18 protein-coding genes and 1 pseudogene are annotated in these 18,395 nt (G+C 74.7%); 12 read left to right on the forward strand and 7 right to left on the reverse strand.

Translation table 11 applies throughout. The features are described 5' to 3' along the window. Positions 1–85: 85 nt before the first annotated feature. Positions 86–1,156, forward strand: coding sequence for a glutathione S-transferase family protein (locus ACLQ20_RS06170; protein ID WP_327029624.1), 1,071 nt, complete (start codon positions 86–88; stop codon positions 1,154–1,156). Between the two features lie 78 nt (positions 1,157–1,234). Here the strand turns inward: ACLQ20_RS06170 and ACLQ20_RS06175 are convergent, their stop codons facing one another. Next, on the reverse strand, positions 1,235–2,197 hold the full coding sequence (locus ACLQ20_RS06175; RefSeq protein ID WP_088998320.1) for a complex I subunit 1/NuoH family protein: 963 nt from the start codon (positions 2,195–2,197) through the stop codon (positions 1,235–1,237). 410 nt (positions 2,198–2,607) lie between these two features. Further along, positions 2,608–3,204 (reverse strand): annotated as a pseudogene (locus ACLQ20_RS06180) (NADH-quinone oxidoreductase subunit C); the annotation flags it as partial. Positions 3,205–3,639: 435 nt separating this feature from the next. Here ACLQ20_RS06180 and ACLQ20_RS06185 point away from each other — a divergent pair. Continuing rightward, a complete protein-coding gene (locus ACLQ20_RS06185; protein WP_151457763.1) occupies positions 3,640–4,686 on the forward strand; it encodes a glucose 1-dehydrogenase in 1,047 nt (348 codons plus the stop codon). A 6-nt stretch (positions 4,687–4,692) separates the two neighbouring features. Here the strand turns inward: ACLQ20_RS06185 and ACLQ20_RS06190 are convergent, their stop codons facing one another. Both ACLQ20_RS06190 and ACLQ20_RS06195 read right to left on the reverse strand, forming a co-directional pair. Next, entirely contained in the window at positions 4,693–6,009 is a 1,317-nt protein-coding gene (locus ACLQ20_RS06190; RefSeq protein ID WP_151457764.1) for a DUF2252 domain-containing protein, read from the reverse strand. A 59-nt stretch (positions 6,010–6,068) separates the two neighbouring features. Beyond that, positions 6,069–6,659: an NADH-quinone oxidoreductase subunit B gene (locus ACLQ20_RS06195; protein ID WP_132231313.1), complete on the reverse strand. Its 591-nt coding sequence runs from the start codon at positions 6,657–6,659 to the stop codon at positions 6,069–6,071. A 225-nt stretch (positions 6,660–6,884) separates the two neighbouring features. Between ACLQ20_RS06195 and ACLQ20_RS06200 the strand changes: the two genes are divergently transcribed. The 3 genes from ACLQ20_RS06200 to ACLQ20_RS06210 all read left to right on the forward strand — a co-directional run bounded on the left by ACLQ20_RS06200 (position 6,885) and on the right by ACLQ20_RS06210 (position 9,748). After that, positions 6,885–7,814 carry a hypothetical protein gene (locus tag ACLQ20_RS06200; protein ID WP_151457476.1) on the forward strand — a complete coding sequence of 310 codons (930 nt, stop codon included), beginning with the start codon at positions 6,885–6,887 and terminating at the stop codon, positions 7,812–7,814. Between the two features lie 175 nt (positions 7,815–7,989). Next, entirely contained in the window at positions 7,990–8,556 is a 567-nt protein-coding gene (locus ACLQ20_RS06205; protein ID WP_425854500.1) for a SigE family RNA polymerase sigma factor, read from the forward strand. Continuing rightward, positions 8,549–9,748 (forward strand): hypothetical protein, encoded by a 1,200-nt coding sequence (locus ACLQ20_RS06210; protein WP_327029625.1) that lies wholly within the window; start codon positions 8,549–8,551, stop codon positions 9,746–9,748. The genes ACLQ20_RS06205 and ACLQ20_RS06210 overlap by 8 nt, the downstream gene beginning before the upstream one ends. Before the next feature lie 40 nt (positions 9,749–9,788). Here ACLQ20_RS06210 and ACLQ20_RS06215 read toward each other — a convergent pair whose 3' ends face one another. From ACLQ20_RS06215 to ACLQ20_RS06225, 3 genes are read right to left on the reverse strand one after another with little or no spacing between them, the layout of a single operon-like run. Beyond that, positions 9,789–11,435, reverse strand: coding sequence for a pyridoxal phosphate-dependent decarboxylase family protein (locus ACLQ20_RS06215; protein ID WP_425854502.1), 1,647 nt, complete (start codon positions 11,433–11,435; stop codon positions 9,789–9,791). A gap of 27 nt (positions 11,436–11,462) precedes the next feature. Further along, a complete protein-coding gene (locus ACLQ20_RS06220; RefSeq protein ID WP_425854503.1) occupies positions 11,463–12,953 on the reverse strand; it encodes an MFS transporter in 1,491 nt (496 codons plus the stop codon). Between the two features lie 32 nt (positions 12,954–12,985). Then, positions 12,986–13,297, reverse strand: coding sequence for an MGMT family protein (locus ACLQ20_RS06225; protein WP_132230864.1), 312 nt, complete (start codon positions 13,295–13,297; stop codon positions 12,986–12,988). A gap of 61 nt (positions 13,298–13,358) precedes the next feature. Between ACLQ20_RS06225 and proB the strand changes: the two genes are divergently transcribed. The 7 genes from proB to ACLQ20_RS06260 all read left to right on the forward strand — a co-directional run bounded on the left by proB (position 13,359) and on the right by ACLQ20_RS06260 (position 18,378). Then, a complete protein-coding gene (proB, locus tag ACLQ20_RS06230; protein ID WP_192581527.1) occupies positions 13,359–14,468 on the forward strand; it encodes a glutamate 5-kinase in 1,110 nt (369 codons plus the stop codon). A gap of 11 nt (positions 14,469–14,479) precedes the next feature. Next, a complete protein-coding gene (locus ACLQ20_RS06235; RefSeq protein WP_425854505.1) occupies positions 14,480–15,724 on the forward strand; it encodes a glutamate-5-semialdehyde dehydrogenase in 1,245 nt (414 codons plus the stop codon). A 112-nt stretch (positions 15,725–15,836) separates the two neighbouring features. Further along, positions 15,837–16,235 (forward strand): YbaB/EbfC family nucleoid-associated protein, encoded by a 399-nt coding sequence (locus tag ACLQ20_RS06240; protein ID WP_327029629.1) that lies wholly within the window; start codon positions 15,837–15,839, stop codon positions 16,233–16,235. Between the two features lie 2 nt (positions 16,236–16,237). Next, positions 16,238–16,564: a hypothetical protein gene (locus ACLQ20_RS06245; protein ID WP_132230860.1), complete on the forward strand. Its 327-nt coding sequence runs from the start codon at positions 16,238–16,240 to the stop codon at positions 16,562–16,564. A 92-nt stretch (positions 16,565–16,656) separates the two neighbouring features. Continuing rightward, positions 16,657–17,151 carry a hypothetical protein gene (locus ACLQ20_RS06250; RefSeq protein ID WP_151456503.1) on the forward strand — a complete coding sequence of 165 codons (495 nt, stop codon included), beginning with the start codon at positions 16,657–16,659 and terminating at the stop codon, positions 17,149–17,151. Further along, the gene (locus ACLQ20_RS06255) at positions 17,144–17,761 is read left to right on the forward strand and encodes a hypothetical protein (RefSeq protein ID WP_151456502.1); all 618 of its coding nucleotides are present in this window, start codon (positions 17,144–17,146) and stop codon (positions 17,759–17,761) included. The genes ACLQ20_RS06250 and ACLQ20_RS06255 overlap by 8 nt, the downstream gene beginning before the upstream one ends. Then, the gene (locus ACLQ20_RS06260) at positions 17,758–18,378 is read left to right on the forward strand and encodes a hypothetical protein (RefSeq protein WP_425854506.1); all 621 of its coding nucleotides are present in this window, start codon (positions 17,758–17,760) and stop codon (positions 18,376–18,378) included. Before ACLQ20_RS06255 ends, ACLQ20_RS06260 begins: the two co-directional genes overlap by 4 nt. The last annotated feature ends 17 nt before the right edge of the window (positions 18,379–18,395 follow it).

The raw sequence follows: 18,395 nt of genomic DNA on the forward strand, positions 1-18,395 counted from the left end.
GCGCGGAGGTCGGCACTCGGCGCGCCCGGGAGCGGTGTAGCCGCCATGATGGGACGAGCGACGGACGACGGCGGAGGGGGCGGGCATGGGCGGGACGACCGAGGGCGGCGCGGCGACCAACGCGGACGAGGTGCTGATGCGGGCCGGCGGCCGGTACGTCGAGCCGGGCGGCGAGTTCACCCGGGACCAGCGCTACATCGCCACCCGGATCACCGCCGACGCCCGCGACGGCTGGCCCGTGGAGCCCGGCCGGTACCGGCTGGCGGTCAGTCGCGCCTGCCCCTGGGCGAACCGGTTGATCATCGTCCGGCGGCTGCTCGGGCTGGAGGACGCGATCTCGCTGGCGGTGGCCGGCCCGACCCACGACAAGCGGAGCTGGACGTTCGACCTCGATCCGGGCGGGCGCGACCCGGTGCTCGGCATCGAGCGGCTGGCCGAGGCGTACTTCGCCCGGTTCCCCGGCTACGAGCGGGGCATCACCGTGCCGGCGATCGTGGACGTGCCCACCGGTCAGGTGGTCACCAACGACTTCGGGCCGATGAGCCTCGACCTGTCCACCGAGTGGACGGCGTACCACCGCGAGGGGGCGCCCGACCTCTACCCGGAGCGGCTGCGCGACGAGATCGACGAGGTGAGCACGCTGCTCTTCCGGGACGTCAACAACGGCGTCTACCGGTGCGGCTTCGCCGGCGACCAAGCGGCGTACGAGAAGGCGTACCACCGGCTGTTCGACCGGCTGGACTGGCTGGGCGAGCGGCTGGCCGGGCAGCGCTACCTGGTGGGGGACACCATCACCGAGGCGGACGTGCGGCTGTTCACCACGCTGGTCCGCTTCGACCCGGTCTACCACGGGCACTTCAAGTGCAACCGGAGCAAGCTGACCGAGATGCCGGTGCTCTGGGCGTACGCCCGGGACCTGTTCCAGACGCCGGGCTTCGGCGACACGGTCGACTTCGACCACATCAAGCGGCACTACTACGAGGTGCACCGCGACATCAACCCGACCGGGGTGGTGCCGCTCGGCCCCGACCTGGCGAACTGGCTGACCCCGCACGGCCGCGAGGCCCTCGGCGGCCGTCCCTTCGGCGACGGCACCCCGCCCCCGCCGCCCCCGCCCGCCGAGCGCGTCGACCCCGCCCACACCCCGCTGCCCTGACGGCGCGCCCCACCGCGCGACGCGCCCTACAGCGCGACGCGGACGGCGCGCCTCACAGCGCGACGCGGACGGCGCACCTCACAGCGCGACGCGGACGGCGGCGGTGAGGACCAGTTGGCCCAGGGAGACGGGGACCAGGACGAGCCAGCAGAGGCGCTGGAGCTGGTCCTCGCGCAGGCGGGGATAGGACACCCGGATCCAGATGATCAGGAACGAGACGGCGAAGACCTTCAGCAGGGTCCACAGCCAGCCGAGCTGCGCGTCGGCGAACGGGCCCTGCCAACCCCCGAGGAAGAGCACGGTGGTGAGGGCGGCGATCACCACGATGCCGACGTACTCGGCGAGCAGGAAGAACGCGAACCGCAGGCCCGTGTACTCCGTCATGTAGCCGAAGACCAGCTCCGAGTCGGCGACCGGCATGTCGAACGGCGGGCGGCGGATCTCGGCGAGCCCGGCGAGGAAGAAGACGACCATGGCGGGGGCCTGCCAGAGCAGCCACCACGGCTGCCACGCCTCGACGATGCCGGAGAGGCTGAGCGTGCCGGCCGCCATGGCCACCGACGCGGCGGCCAGCACCAGCGGCAGCTCGTAGCCGAGCAGCTGGGCCGCGCCGCGCAGGCCGCCGAGGAGGCTGTACTTGTTTGCCGACGCCCACGCCGACATCAGCACCGCCACGACGCCCACGCCCACCACGGCCAGCACGAAGAACAGGCCGATGTCCAGCGGCTGCCCGACCAGGTCGTCCGGGCCGAGCGGGATCACCAGCAGGACCAGCAGGTAGGGCACGAGGGCGACCGCCGGGGCGAGCCGGAAGACCGCCCGGTCCGCCTCCCGGGGCGTGACGTCCTCCTTCTGCACGAACTTCACGCCGTCGGCGACCAGCTGGGCCCAGCCGTGGAAGCCGCCCGCGTACATCGGGCCGAGCCGGCCCTGCATGTGCGCCATCACCTTGTGCTCGGCCTGCCCGACCAGCAACGGCAGGGTGAGGAAGGCGACGAGCACGCCCCCCACCCGGATGACCAGCTCCAACCACAGTGGCATCAGGGCGTACCTCCGTCGTCGCCGGAACGCTCCGACGCTGCCGGGCCCTCGGGCGCGGGCCGGTCCGCCGTCGGGCCGGAGCGGGCGGTCCGGCCGCCGGGCGCGCCGGGCGGCGGTCCGGCGTCGGCCCCCGGGTCGGCGGGACCGGTGACCGCCGGGCCGGCGGGTGCCGGGCCGTCGGCAGGTGCGGCGGGCGGCGGACCGGCGTCGCCCGCCGGGTCGGCGGGGCGGGTGACCGCCGGGTCGGCGGATGCCGGGCCGCCTGCGGGTGCCGGGCCGTCGGCAGGTGCCGGACCGTCGGCGGTGGCGGCGGGCCGGGCGGTACGGGGTGGACGGGCCCCCGGGGCCGGGCGGGCGGGCCGCTCCCGGGCCGGGCGGGCCGGGGTGCCGCCGCGCGGCCCCTCGCCGACCCCGCCCGCGCCGGCAGGTGTCGGCGTCGTTCCCCACTCCCCCGGCGCGGGCACGCCCGGCGGGCGGATCGGGCGACGCCCGCCGCCGGCCTCGGACTCGCCCGGTTCCTTCGCGCCCGGCCAGGGCTTCGCCACCCGGGAGGCGAGCACGAACTCCTTGCGCAGCGGATGCCCCTCGAACTCGGGCGGCAGCAGCAGCGGCGCCAGCCCGGTATGGCCGGGAAAGTCGATGCCGAACATCTCGTGCGTCTCCCGCTCGTGCCATGCGGCGCCCGGGTAGACGTCGACGACCGAGGCGACCGCCGGGGCGTCCCGGGGCACCCGGGTCCGCAGCAGGATCCCGTGCCGGCGGGTGGTGGACCAGAGGTGCGCCACCACGTCGAAGCCGCCGGCGAGTTCGTCGACGGCGGAGAGCCAGTCGAAGTAGTCGCAGGCCAGCTCGGCGTCGTCGCGGGCTGCGCGGAGCGCGTCCGGCCAGTTCGCCGGCGGTACGTCGACGGTGGCGCGGGCGTGCGCCTGGCCGCCGGAGACCGACGGGGTCACCTCGGCGGGCGCGAGCAGCGCCACCATCCGCTGGCCGACCTCTTCCGGAGTCATGCCGCTGATCCTAGGTCCTCCCCCGCACCCCCCACCCAACCGAACGCCCCACGCCCACCCCGCCCCCGATCCCCCGCCCCTCCTCAGCCCCTCCGCCGCCCCTCCGCCGCCCCTCCGCCGCCCCTCCGCCGCCCCTCCGCCGCCCCTCCGCCGAGACGATCATGCAGTTGTGGTGCCCGGTTCGGCAGGGAAAGCGACCTTCATCCCCCACCACAACTGCATGATCGAGCGGGCGCGGGGTGCGGGGTGCGGAGCGCGGGGTGCGGAGCGCGGGGTGCGGGGTGCGGAGCGCGGGGCGTGGAGCGCGGGGCGCAGGGCGCGGGGGCGGGCGCGGGTGCGGGGTGCGGGCGCGAAGTGCGGGCGCGGGAGTGCGGGATGCGGGGTGGATGTCGGGCTTTGGCGGCGGGCGGGCGGGGGGCGGGGAAGGATGAGGGCGTGCGCGCTGTGACTGTCAACCCGGGTGTCGCCGACTCGCTGCGGCTGGTCGACGATCATCCGGAGCCGCCGCCCGAGGAGGGCGCGATCCTGGTCGAGGCACTGGCGGTGGGGATCTGCGGCACCGACCACGAGATCATCGCCGGCGACTACGGCGAGGCGCCGCCCGGCGCGGACCGGCTTGTGCTGGGGCACGAGTCGCTGGGCCGGGTGCTGGAGGACCCGTCGGGCACGCTGCAACCCGGCGACCTGGTGGCGGGCGTCGTCCGGCACCCCGACCCGGTGCCCTGCCCGAACTGCGCGGTCGGCGAGTGGGACATGTGCCGCAACGGTCGGTTCACCGAGCACGGCATCAAGGCCCTGCCCGGCTTCGCCCGGGACCGCTGGCGGCTGCAACCCCGGTTCGCCGTGGGGCTGGATCGGGCCCTCGCCTCGGTCGGCATGCTGCTGGAGCCGACCAGCGTGGTGGCGAAGGCGTGGGAGCACATCGAGCGCATCGGTGCCCGCGCCGAGTGGCAGCCGCAGACCGTACTGGTCACCGGGGCCGGGCCGATCGGCCTGCTGGCCGCGCTGCTCGCCACGCAGCGCGGGCTCGCCGTGCACGTGCTGGACCGCAACACCACCGGGCCGAAGCCGGATCTGGTCCGGGCGCTCGGGGCGACCTACCACACCGTGCCCGTCAGCGAGCTGGACTTCGAGCCGGACGTGGTGCTGGAGTGCACCGGGGCGCCGGTCGTCGTCCTCGACGTGATGTACAAGGCCGCGCCGACCGGCATCGTCTGCCTGACCGGCGTCTCCAGCGGCGGGCGGACCATCGACCTCGACGCCGGGGCGCTCAACCGCGCGCTCGTGCTGGAGAACAACGTGGTGTTCGGCTCGGTGAACGCCAACCGCCGGCACTGGGACCTCGCCGCCGCGGCGCTGGCCCGCGCCGACCGGTCGTGGCTCGACGCGCTGATCACCCGCCGGGTGCCGGTGGAGGCGTACACCGGGGCGTACACCTCCGAGCCGGACGACATCAAGGTGGTGCTGGAGTTCGGTTCCTGACGCCGCTCAGAGGCCGGGCAGCCGGCCGTTGCGGAACAGGTCGACGAAGAGCTGGTGGTCCTGCCGGGCGCGGACGCCGTACGCGTGGGCGAAGTCGACCAGGTGCGTCACGAAGCCCGCCTCGTCGGCGTCCACCGCCGCCACGATCGCCTCCTCCGTGGAGTAGTCGACCAGGTCGTGACTGGATTCGTCGTCGGCCACCGAGTGCATCCGGGCGACCGCCCGGCCCAGGTCGGTCAGCACGCCGGCCAGGTCCTCCGGCTCGTTCACGTCGGCCCAGTCGAGGTCGGCCGCGTACGGGGACACCTCGGCGACGAGCTGCCCGGCCCCGTCCAGCTCGGTGAAGCCCAGCCACGGGTCGGCGTGCGCCTGAAGTGCCCGCTGCGACTCGGCGGTGCGGTGCCCCTGGTGCTGGAAGTAGCCCGCGACCGCCTCGTCGGCGATGTGCCGGGCCACCGCCGGCACCTGGGCCTGCTTCATGTAGATGACGACGTCGTTCTCCAGCGCCTGGGTGTGCCCCTCCAGCAGCAGGTTGTACGACGGCAGCCCGGCCGAGCCGATGCCCACCCCCTTGCGCAGCACCACGTCCTTGATCTGGGTGGCCACGGGACGGAGCTGGGCGGAGGAGGCGGGCAGCGTGCCGAGGTAGTCCTCGAACGCGGCGCAGACCCGCTCCCGGGTCTCGGCGTCGATCTCGAAGACGCCGTCGCCCAGCGAGAACCGGCGCTCGTAGTTGTCGATGGTGGTCTGCGTGGCGAGCAGGTCGACCCGGGTGTTGAGCCGCGCCTGCTGGAGCACCCGGCGGAGCACCCCGTCGGCGTTGTCCAGGGTGATCGAGCCGATCGCGTCGTCGCCCCCCTCGGCGATGGCGCGCAGCTCGGTCAGGTACGACCGCGCGAAGCCGGTGACCAGGTCGCTGATCGCCCGATCGGAGAGCGCCTTGGCGTAGCCGATCAGCGCCACGCTGGCCGCCAGCCGCTTCAGGTCCCAGCTGAACGGCCCCACGTACGCCTCGTCGAAGTCGTTGACGTTGAACACGAGCTGCCCGGACGCGTTCATGTACGTGCCGAAGTTCTCCGCGTGCAGGTCGCCGTGGATCCACACCCGGCTGGTCCGGTCGTCGAGGAACCGGTCGTCGGCGAAGTCGCCGACCTGGTCGGCGTAGAAGAGCGAGGCGCTGCCCCGGTAGAAGGCGAACGGGGACGCGGCCATCTTGCGGAACTTGCGCCGGAAGGCTGCCGGGTCGAGAGCCATCGACGCGCCGAACTCCTCGGTGAGCACGTCGACGATGTGGGCGGAACGCTGGTCGGCGGAGTGGTTCATGGTGCGCAGGCTAGCCCCCGCCGGCCAGCCGGGGCCCTCGTCCGACCGGACGGTACGGCTCAGGGGGTGGGCGGGCGGACCGGCGGGGCGGTCAGCGACTCCGCCGAGCGTGGGAGCACCCCGGTCGAGCCGGCGTCGGCGGGCGGGGCGTCGACCGGCGGGGCGAGCGCGTCCGGCCGGGGCACGCCGCCGATCCCGGACTGCTCGGCGGCGATCTTCTCCTGGAGGCGCAGGATGCCGTGCAGCAGCGCCTCGGGCCGGGGCGGGCAGCCGGGCACGTAGACGTCGACGGGGATGAGCTGGTCGACGCCCTTGGTCACCGAGTACGAATCCCAGTAGGGGCCGCCGCAGTTGGAGCACGCGCCGAACGAGATGACGTACTTCGGCTCGGGCATCTGGTCGTAGAGCCGCTTGATGGCGGGGGCCATCTTGTCGGTGACCGTCCCGGAGACGACCATGAGGTCGGCCTGCCGGGGCCCGTGCGCGAACGGGATCACGCCGAGGCGCATGAAGTCGTGCCGGCCCATGCTGGTGGCGATGAACTCGATCGCGCAGCAGGCCAGGCCGAAGTTGAAGACCCAGAGCGAGTAGCGGCGGCCCCAGTTCAGCACGAACCGGATCGGCTCACCGAGCACTCCCGGCACCTGCACGACCGCCCCCTTCCCGAGCACCGCCACCAGTCAACCACAGCCGCCGTCGACGCCGACCGGTCGCTCGGTCCGCGCCGTCCCGGGCGCAGCGCTGTCGGGTGAGCGACACCGGTTCATGTTCATCGGTCGCAACCGCTCCCGGCGATGAGGGGTGTCCTACCCGTAACACCGCCCGCCGGCGCGAAGGCTGCGGGCGGAACCACGGGGATCTGGAGGACACGCACAATGGCACGTACCATCGCCCGCCGGCTCGCTGCCGGCGTCCTGGGCGCGGGGCTCGCCCTGCTCGGCATGGCGGCGCCCGCCGCGCAGGCCGCCGCTCCGGCCGACACGTCGGTGTCCGTCGGCCGGCTGGTGCTCAACCCGACCGACCGGGGGTACGTCGGCAGCCTGCCGGTGACCGTCGACTACCGAGGGGAGCAGCCGGCGTACCTCAACCTGACCGTGACCGAGCCGGTGCCGGGTTCCAACACGGGCATGACCCCGTCGGCACCCTGCGCGTACGGTCGCGAGCAGCCGCTGCGGAACGTCTACTGCGCGGTCCCGGGTGACGCCCTGCAACCGGGTGAGCGGCGTCGGTTCACGATCGAATTCCAGGTGCTGACCACTCCGCAGGCCCACGCCATGTCCACCCCCGGCGGCCGGGTGACGGTCGAGACCGGGGACGCGAACCCGGCCAACGACAGCCGGGCGTTCGACACCCTGTTCCGTTCCACCTCCGGCTCGCTGCGCCACCCACGGTCGTACGTCTGGGACACGCGAACCGACGCGTCGCTGACGGTCGGGCCGGCGGCCGTCCTCGCCAGACAGGGGGACGGAAGCTGGCTGGGCCGGCTGCCGGTGACCGTGCGGGTCGCGGGCGACGCCGCGCACGACGGGTACTCGCTGGACCCGACGCTGCCGGCCGGGGTGCACGTCGCCGGCATCGAGCCGGTGGACGTCTGCACCGGCACCTGCTCGGTGCCGGGCGGGCGGTTCATGCCGGGTGAGGAGCGCTCGGTCTCGCTGCTGCTCCGCGCGCCCGCCGAGGTCACCCCGGGCGACCTGGGCGCGGGCTCGTTGCGGCTGTCCGCGATGTTCGGCTGGAACAACGAACTGGTCGACGTCGACCCGGCCGACAACACCGCCGCGTTCACCGTCAGCGCCGCCGGCTGACGACGGTGGACTAGGCAGGCGCGCGGCCGTGGGCGACCCCCACGGCCGCGCGCCGTTTCCCGCTCGACCCGTCGGCGGCCGTCGGATCCACGACCGCGCCAGCCCGCAACCGGCCTCAGCCCGGCGGAGTGTTACCGCCGCCAGACACCCACGGCGGCCCGAACGGGGAGGGACAGTGACAGTGACGATGGGGGCCCGCGCCAACGAACCACCTCCGACGGTCGACGCGCGGGCCGGCGAGGGCGCGGCGGCGATCACCTTCGACGACTTCTACCACGCGCACTTCCGCAGCGTGACCGCGCAGCTCTGCGCGTACACCGGAGACCTGGGCCAGGCCCAGGACCTGGCGCAGGAGGCGTTCTGCCGGGCGCTCGCCCGGTGGGACCGGCTGGCCCGCTACGACGACCCGGTGGCCTGGATCCGGCGGGTGGCCTGGAACCTCGCCCGCAGCCGGTGGCGTCGGCTGCGTACCGCCCGCGGCCACCTGCTGCGGCAGCGGCGGGTGGAGACGCAGGTGCCGGGCCCGACGCCGGACCGGGTGGACATCGACAGGGCGCTCGCGGCGCTGCCCGAGAAACACCGGCGGGCCGTGGTCCTGCACTACCTCGCCGACATGTCCGTCGCCCAGATCGCCGTCCAGGAGGGGGTGGCCGAGGGGACGGTCAAGTCGTGGCTGCACCGGGGCCGAGCCGTCCTGGCCACCCTGCTCGACGAGAACCCGGAGGGAGTCGGTCATGCCTGAGCAGGACCCGCTGCGGGCGCGCTTCGCCGCGTACCGCGGAGACCTGACGGACCGGATCGACGGTCCGGGCCCGGACGCGGCCCGGCGCACGCTGCGGCGTCGCCGCCGCGCCGCCGTCGCGACCGGGGCGGTCGCCGTCGCGCTGGTGGTGGCCCCGATCGCCGCCGTCGCGGCGCTGCGGGACGCCCCGTCGCCGGCACCGCCAGCGGCGACGCCGACGGCCGACCCCACCTGGTCCCCGTCGCCCCGGCCCTCACCCGACGCGTCGCGGTCGCCGTCGTCGTCGCCGTCGTCACCGGCCGCGCCGGACGGCCGGATCACCGAGCGGCAGCTGCGCGCCGCCCGACCCGACCTGCCGGCCTGGGCCGGCCGCAACTGCGCCGACACCACGCGGGTCACCCTGCTGCCGGCCACCACACCGGAGGTGGACCGGCCGTACCTGATCAGCGTCACGCACGGCGACGTCGACGCCGACGGCGCCACCGAGACGCTGGCCCTGCTCGGCTGCCGCATCGGCGAGGCGTCGGCGAAGCAGGTGGTCGCCTTCGACCGGGACGCCGCCGGGCGGATCGTCACGCTGGGGCGGGTGACCCGGACCCACGAGGAGGGTGACGGCGGCTTCGAGGACGTCCGCGCCGTCGCCGTGGCCGACGGGAAGGTCCGCGTCCAGGTCGCCGACATCCAGCCCTGTTGCAGCATTCCGGCGTACTGGGCGCGCCAGCAGTGGCGGACGTACGGCTGGGACGGCGAACGGTTCGCCCAGACCGGCGGTCCGACCACCTTCGGCCGGGACTCCCGCCTCACCGACCTCGCGATCTCTGCCGGGCCGTTCGTCCTCGGACCGGCGGACGAGCACGGCCGGTTCCAGGGCACGGTGACGGTGACCGTGACCAACCGGGGACCCCTCGACGCGAACCGCGTCGCCTTCCGGCACCTGGAGGCCTTCGGCACGCCCGACGGCGGCGACTGGGACCGGTGCGAGCCGGCCCGCGAACAGCCGGAGTGGCCGTCGTGCCTGACCGAGGGGGTGCCGGCCGGGGAGCGCCGGAGCTGGACCTTCCGCTTCCGCCTCGGGCCGGAGCGCCTTGAGGCGGGCCCGTCAATCTGGCTGGTCCACTACGGCGCCGACCACCGCTACTGGCCGGACCTGACCCCCGGCGACAACCACGTCGTCGTCCGGGTGGACAGGTGATCCGGCGGCGGCGTCCACCCGGCGGGGTGGGCGCCGCCGCTCACCATGTGGGGCGTTGCAGCAGGCCGACGAACTCCACCAGCAGCCGTTCCCGCAGCGCCGGCGGCGCGGCGTCGAGCAGGGTGTTCACCACCGCCATCCGCCCCGCCAGTGAACCACCGGTGCCGGCGGCGTCTGCGGGACCGGCGTCGTCGTCGGGACCGGCGTCGTCGTCGGGACCGGCGTCGTCGTCGGGACCGGCGTCGTCGTCGGGACCGGCGGAGCGGCCTGGCCCGGTGGCATCCGCGGGACCGGCGGAGCGGCCTGGACCGGCCGCGTCGGCGGGGGCGGTCAGGCCCAGGCCGGCGGCCAGGCCCGCGACCAGGTCGGGGGTGAGCGCGTCGGGGGTGAGCGTGGTCGCGAGGGCGAGCAGTTCGGCGGGGAGCGTCACCGGTCCGGCGGCCCGGGCGGCGGCCACGGCGTCGGCCAGGTCCGGGCCGAACTCCGCCACCCGGGGCGCCACCGCGGCGGTCACCGTCAGGTGCACGCTCGGCGGCAGGTCGGCGTACGACAGCTGGGGCTGGGTGTGCCAGCCGCGGGCGGCCAGCTCGTCGACCAGGACGAAGAGGTCGAGGCCCGCATCGGTGGCGGTGAAGCAGACGACTGTCGACTCCGGCTCGGCCATCAGCCGCAGCCCGTCGACCGCGCGGACGGCGTCGGCCAGGCCGGCGACGGCGTCCCGGGTGGCCGCCGCGAGCCGCAGGTACCCGTCGTCGCCGAGGTGCCGCAGGGTGGCGTACGCGGCGGCGATCGGTCCGCCGGAGCGGGTGGAGGCGATGACCGGGTTGACCATCGTGTAGCCGGGCCAGTCCGCGTACGCGAAGTACTGCGGGGCACGCAGCGCCGGATCACGGTGCAGCAGGACCGACACGCCCTTCGGGGCGTACGCGTACTTGTGCAGGTCCACCGAGATCGAGGTGACCCCCGCGAGCGCGAAGTCGAACGGCGGCACGTCCGCCCCGAGCCGACGCAGGTACGGCAGGGTCCAGCCCCCGAAGCAGGCGTCCACGTGGCAGCGCACCCCGGCGGCGGCGGCAGCTTCGGCGATCGGGGCGACGGGATCGACGACGCCGTGCGCGTACGAGGGGGCGGAGCAGGCCACCAGCACGGTCTCCGGGCCGATGGCGGCGGCCATGTCGGCGGCGGCGGGCCGCAGCGTGGACGCCGACACGGGCACCGTGTCCACGGCGACCCGCAGGTAGTGCGCCGCCTTGGCGAACGCGGCGTGCGCGCTGGCCGGCACCACGATCCGGGGTGCCGCGATCTCCGGGTGGGCGTCCCGGGCGGCCTTGACGGCGAGGATCAGCGACTCGGTGCCGCCGCTGGTGACGCTGCCGACGACGTCCGGCGCGGCGCTGCCGGGGCCCCCGCCGAGCAGCCGGGCGGCAGCGCCGACCAGCGCGTTCTCCATCGCCAGCAGCGACGGGAAGGCGGTCGGGTCGAGCCCGTTGACGTGGGCGCTGCCGGCGTACGCGGCGGCGGCCAGCTCGTCCAGCCCCGGCACCGCCGGGTCGTAGACGTACGCGAACAGCCGCCCCCCGTGCGTGGGCCGGTCGGCCGCCCGCAGTGCCCGCAGCTCCGCCAGCACCCGCTCGGCGGGCAGCCCGTTCCCGGGCAGCGCCCGCCGCTCGGTTCCCTCGTCGATCATGGAGTCGTGGTGCCCTTTCCGTGGGGGTCAGCGGCTTTCCTCCCCCACCACAACCGCATGATCGGCGGGGTGGGTGCGGGGGTGCGGGGTTGGGGTGGGGGTGGCGGCGGCCAGGCGGGCCGGGGTCAGGTCGTAGGGGCGGAGGGCCAGGACGGCCAGGCCGACCAGGAGGGCGGGGAGGACCGTGAAGCCGAGCAGGATGCCGAGGCGGGCGGTGCCGGACTGGGTGGCCGCCGTGCCGGTGTCGGAGGAGACGTAGCCGCTGAGCTGGAGCACCAGGCCGAAGATGCCCGGTCCGAGGGCCAGCCCGAAGGTCTCCCCGGCCGTCCAGAGCCCGGTGAAGACACCGGCCTGCCGCCGGCCGGTGCGCGCCGTGTCGTACGCGATGCAGTCCGGGAGCATGGCGAGGGCGAACACCTGCTGCCCGGCGTAGCCGACGCCGATCAGCGCGACCAGCAGGTAGACCGCGAGCGGGGGCAGCACCGGGGCGGCGACCAGGGCCAGCGCGCCCACCGCGAAGATCAGCGAGGCGGCGACCAGCGCGGCGAGCTTGCCGACCCGCGCCCCGACCCGGGTCCAGAGCGGCATCACCAGCAGCGCCGGCCCGACGAAGCAGGCGAACAGGACGGTCGGCCCGCCCTTGGGATCGCGCAGGATCTGGTCGGCGAAGTAGTTGACCCCGGCGAGGACGGTGGCCACCCCGGCGGACTGCACCACGAAGCAGACCAGCAGCGCCCGGAACGGTCGGTTGCGGGCGGCGACGGCGAGCTGCGCGCGCAGCGTCGGCTCGCTCTCCCCCACCGTGCCGCCGGGCGCGGAGCGGGTGCCGAGGAACGCGCCGACCGCCCCGAGCACGATCAGGCCGGCGACGAAGAGCCCCATCCAGCGGTGCCCCGGGACGCCTCCGCCACCGGCGTCGCGCACCAGCGGGGCCACCGCGCCGGAGACCAGGATGGCCAGCGCCAGCACCGCGATCCGCCAGGTCATCAGCCGGGTACGTTCGGCGTAGTCGCCGGTCAGCTCCGCCGGCATCGCCACGTACGGCACCTGGAAGAAGGCGAACGCGGTGGCGGTGGCGAGGAAGGCGAACGCCACGTACGCCCCGGCGGCCGGCCCGGCCCCGAACGGCGCGGCGAAGATGGCGGCGAAGAGCACGCCGAGGGCGAGCCCGGCGACCAGCAGGTACGGCCGGCGGGCGCCCCAGCGCGACCGGGTGCGGTCGGAGATCCGGCCGGCGACCGGGTTGACCAGCACGTCCCACGCCTTCGGCAGGAGCACCAGCAGGGCCGCCGCGCCCGCCGCGACGCCGAGGGTGTCGGTCAGGTACGGCAGCAGGAGCAGGCCGGGCACGGTGCCGAACGCGCCGGTCGCCAGCGAACCGAGCGCATAGCCGGCGTGCACCCGGCGCGGCAGCACGCCCGAGGCGGACGTCGGGCCGGCGCCGGCCGGCGAGGCGGGCGTTCGGCCGGCTGGCGGCGCGGCGGGCGGGGAGCCGGCTCCACCCGGCGGCGCGTCCATGACGCCGAATGTTACTCACGTTATGGCACGGGTCACATCCCCTCCTCGGGCGACCAGCTCGCCCTCATGTCCACCCCGTCGCCGCGCAGCGGCGTCCCCTCGGCGCGCAGCCGGGCCCGCGCCTCCCGCTCGTGCCCGGGTGGCAGGCGGCCGGCCGCGTTCACGACCCGGTGCCAGGGCACTCCCCCGCCGTGCCGGGCCATGATCGAGCCGACCAGCCGGGCCGACGCCCGCCCCGAACGTTCGGCCAGCGCGTCGGCCACCGCCCCGTACGACATCACCCGGCCCGGCGGGATCCGCTCGACGAGCTCCAGCACCGCCTCGACGTACTCGTCAGGTCTCACGACCGGCCACGATATGAGAACGTGCCGGGGCGTGCCGGGACCGACCACGCAGAATGGGCGGGTGCGTGACATGGTCACGGCGGCCCGGCGGGTCGTCGTCAAGATCGGATCCTCCTCGTTGACCACCGCCGAAGGCGGGCTGGACGACGGGCGGGTCGGCGCGCTCGTCGGCACCCTGGGCGCGCTCGCCGCCGAGGGCCGGGAGGTCGTGCTGGTCAGCTCCGGCGCGATCGCCGCCGGCCTCGCGCCGCTGGGGCTGTCCCGGCGCCCGCGCGACCTGGCCACCCAGCAGGCCGCCGCCAGCGTCGGGCAGGGCCTGCTGATCGGCCGGTACGCGGCCGCCTTCGCCCGGCACGGGCTGACCGTCGGGCAGGTGCTGCTCACCGTCGACGACGTGACCCGGCGGGCGCACTACCGCAACGCGTACCGCACGCTGCGCAAGCTGCTCGACCTGCGGGCGGTGCCGATCGTCAACGAGAACGACACGGTCGCCACCGAGGAGATCCGGTTCGGCGACAACGACCGGCTGGCCGCCCTCGTCGCCGCCCTGGTCCACGCCGACCTGCTGGTGCTCCTCTCCGACGTGGACGCCCTCTGGACCGGCGACCCCACCCGCCCGGGCTCCAGCCGGATCAGCGAGGTGCACGACGAGCGGGACCTGACCGGGGTCGACATCGGCGGCGCCGGCCGGGCCGGCGTGGGCACCGGCGGCATGGTGACGAAGGTGGAGGCGGCCCGGATCGCGACCGGGTTCGGCATCCCGGTGGTGCTGACCGCCGCGCCGCTGGCCGCCCCCGTGCTGGCCGGCGAGCCCGTCGGCACCCTGTTCCACCCGAGCCGCCGACGCCCGACGGCCCGGCTCTTCTGGCTGGCCCACGCCACCACTCCCCGGGGGCGGCTGCACCTCGACCCGGGCGCGGTCGCGGCGGTGGTGGGCCGCCGCAAGTCGCTGCTGCCCGCCGGGATCACGGCCGTGGACGGGGCGTTCACCGCCGGCGACCCGGTCGACCTGGTGGACGTCGAGGGCGCGCCGGTCGCCCGGGGACTGGTCAACTACGACGCGGTCGAGCTGCCCGGGCTGCTCGGCCGCTCCACCACGGAACTCGCCGCGGCGCTCGGCCCGGCGTACGAACGGGAGGTCGTCCACCGCGACGACCTCGTACTGCTGTGAGGAGTGCGGCAATGAGCGTGAGCGAACAGGCCCGGCGGGCGCGTACGGCGGCGGAGGCGCTGGCCGTCGCCACGCGTACCGCCAAGGACACCGCGCTGGTGGCGATGGCCGACGCGCTGGTGGCGCGTACGCCGGAGATCCTCGCCGCGAACGCGACGGACCTGGCGGCCGGGCGCGGGGCCGGGCTGAGCGCGGCCGTGCTGGACCGGCTCGCCCTCGACGCGGGGCGGGTGGCCGGCGTCGCCGACGCGCTGCGGCAGATGGCCGCCCTGCCGGACCCGGTGGGCGAGGTGGTCCGGGGCTCGACCCTGCCCAACGGGCTGGAGCTGCGCCAGATCCGGGTGCCGTTCGGCGTGGTGGGCATCATCTACGAGGCCCGGCCGAACGTGACGGTCGACGCCGCCGGCATCTGCCTGAAGTCCGGCAACGCGGCGCTGCTGCGCGGCTCCTCGTCGGCGGCCCACTCCAACGCCGCCCTGGTCGCCGTGCTGCGGGACGCGGTGACCGACGCCGGCCTGCCGGCGGACGCGGTACAGCTCCTCGACGCCGGCAGCCGCGACTCGGTCAAGGAGCTGATGCGCGCCCGGGGCCTGGTCGACGTGCTGATCCCGCGCGGCGGCGCGTCCCTGATCCGCACGGTGGTGGAGGAGTCCACCGTGCCGGTCATCGAGACCGGCGTGGGCAACTGCCACGTCTACGTCGACGCCACCGCCGACCTGGCCAAGGCCGTCGCGATCGCGCTGAACGCGAAGACCCAGCGGCTCTCCACCTGCAACACCGCCGAGTCGCTGCTCGTGCACGCAGCGGTCGCCGACGCCTTCCTGCCGCCGGTGCTGGCCGCCTTCGCCGAGGCCGGCGTCACCGTGCACGGCGACGAGCGGGTCGCCGCCCACTCGGCCGCCGTGCGGCCGGCCACCGACGAGGACTTCGCCACCGAGTACCTCTCCGCCGACATCGCGGTCGCCGTCGTCGACTCGCTCGACGCGGCGGTCGCGCACATCCGGCGGTACGGCACCGGGCACACCGAGGCGATCGTCACCGACTCGACCACCGCCGCCCGGGAGTTCGTGGCCCGGGTGGACGCGGCGGCCGTGATGGTCAACGCCTCGACCCGGTTCACCGACGGCGGCGAGTTCGGCTTCGGCGCCGAGATCGGCATCTCCACCCAGAAGCTGCACGCCCGCGGCCCGATGGGCCTGCCCGAGCTGACCTCCACCAAGTACGTGGTGACCGGGGACGGCCACCTGCGCGGCTGAACCATCGCCGACGCTCGCGAGTGCCCGGACGGCCGTGGGCGGGGCCACCGTCGGATTGCGGGTGACCGCTAGTCTGGGTCGGGTTCGGCACGGCTTGTCTTGGGGAGGCGGCATGCTGGGCGAGAGTGCCCTGGAACAGCAACTGGCGCAGGCGCGGGCCGCGCTGCGCGAGGTGGGCGGCGGCGCCGCGCCCCGGGAGCGGGTGGAGTCGGTGGCCGAGGCCGCCGAGGGCCGCATCCGGGTCACGCTCGGCACCGACGGCCGGGTGAGCGCCGTCGACATCGACCCCCGGGTGCTCCGGGAGGGCTCGGAATACCTCGCCGCCGAGCTGCGCCAGGCGGTCAACGCCGCGCTCGACGGCCAGGACGACGGGGTCGCCGCCACCGAGCCGATGCCCGACCTCGCCGCGATGACCGCCACCATCGAACGCCTCCAGGACCAGGGCCTGCGGCAGATGCGGGAGATCAGCCAGGCCGTCAGCGAGACAATGCGGAAACTGCACGGGAGCTGAGCGTGGAGAGCCTCGACGTCGACCTCGACGCGCTGGGTCGCGGCGCGGACGAGTTGGAACGAGCCAAGGAGTCCGTCCGCCAGGTCTTCGAGGGCTTCCAGGCGGCGGCCGGCGGCTACGCCGCGGCCTTCGGCGGCGACGACATCGGCTCGCTGCTCGGCGTCGCCCACCAGGCGTGCGTGGACGCGCTGGCCGAGTGCCTCGGCACCAACATCACCGAGCTGGAGAGCTACGTCGACGGCCTGCGCGGGATGGCCGACGGCTACCGCGCCGCCGAGGAGAACGCGGCCGCGTCCTTCCGCTCGATCCTCGGCTCGCTGGGTGCCTGAACCGCCGGGCCTCGGCTCGCCCCGGGTGGCTGAGCCGCCCGCCCTCGGCTCGCCCCGGTGGCTGAGTCGCCCGATCTAGGAAAGGAGTCGCGGTGGGACTGACGCTCCCGGGTGAGCTCGCCTCCCTGCTCTCGATGCTCGGCTACGAGTGGCCGCAGTCGGACGAGACGGCGATCTTCCAGCTCGCCGGGGAGTGGACCGGCATGGCCGGCCAGATCTCCGGATCGGTCGCGCAGCTGGAGGCGGCGGCGCGGACGGTGCTCGACAACAACCGGGGCCAGAGCTTCACCGCCTTCGCGGGCGAGTGGAACGACGGCGAGTCGGCCGCGCGCAACATCGCCGACGTCGCCCGCCCGGCCACCGTCATCGGCGTCGGGCTGATGGTCGCGGCGGGCGTGGTGCTGGCCCTGAAGATCCAGGTGATCATCCAACTGGCCCTGCTGGCGATCCAGATCGCGCAGGCCATCGTGACGGCGGCGGTCACCTTCGGGGCGTCCCTCCTCCAGATCCCGATCTTCAAGATGATCACCGGTTTCATCATCGACCAGCTCATCGGCATGGCCGTGGAGACGGTGCTCAATGGCTAGGAAGCGGACCAGCCCGCCCCGGCAGACGCAGGCCAAGGGCGCCCGCGTCGTCTCGGCCTACCTGGAGAACGCCGACGTCTTCCGCACCGCCAAGTCGGCCGGCACGAAGCCGAAGGGCCCGGCGGTGCTGGTGCTGAAGAACCGGCCGGACTTCGACCGGCGGGACTTCGACCGCAAGGCCCGCGACCTGCAACGGCTCGGCCAGGACGGGGCGCTGAAGAAGGCGCCGTCGGACCGGGACAGCAACAAGGTCTACGACCCCTCGACCGGCAAGCGCCGCACCCGTACGAACATCTACCGGGACCGGATGATCCGCAGCCTCACCAAGGACGGCCGCCTCACCCAGGACATGGGCACCCCGGAGACGAACAAGTACCTGGCCAACAAGAACGTGGTCGAGCGCCTCTACGCGGGCAAGGGGCCGATCACCGCCCGGGGCCAGGGCTACGACCCCGACCACATCCAGGAGCTGCAACTGGACGGAACGGACACGTACGATAACCTCAGGCCGATGGACGCCTGGACGAATCGCCAGCTCGGCAGCGACATCTCCGTCGCGCTGCGGGACGTTCCCGAGGGCACCCCGGTCATCGTGAAGGTGATCCCGTGACCGCCCCCCAGGACCCGGCGCGGCTGGACCGGATCCGGGAGAAGCTCACGCTGCTGCGGCGCCTGGAGGCCGAGCACGGCTTCGGCGTGGTCATCGGCGAGCCGAGCCCGCTGGAGCCGATCCCCGACCTGCCCGGCGTGGCCGAGGTCTACGGTCTCTTCGGCCGGCTGGCCGGCGACAACTTCCGGTTCGACCCGCCCGAGGAGATCCGCAGCCCGGCGGCCTGGGCGGCCCGCACGGTGGACGAGGACGACCCGATGGGCAGCCCGCTCGCGGTCGGCCACGAGGTGCACAGCATCCCGCCCCGGCTGCGCGGCGAGATCGGGGCGGGGGCGCCGATCCGCCTCGACACCGAGGATCTCGACGTCTACTGGATGGAGCCCGACGACTACGTCTTCCAGTACGAGCACCCCGACGAGGACGTGGAGTTCACCGTCGTCGCGCCCGACGTGGCCACGTTCTTCGACGAGCACGTGCTCGGCCCCGGCTACCCGGAGCTGGTCGCCGTCGTCCTCGGGCCCGGCGTCCGGGACCAGCGGCTCCGCAAGGGCCGGCACGCCGGCGAGTACGCCGACAACTGGCGACGCCTGCTGATCGCCGCCGACCTGGCGTCCTGACGCCGCTGCGCACCCGG

The organism is Micromonospora sp. DT46, from assembly GCF_049841735.1.
Classification (GTDB): domain Bacteria; phylum Actinomycetota; class Actinomycetes; order Mycobacteriales; family Micromonosporaceae; genus Micromonospora; species Micromonospora reichwaldensis.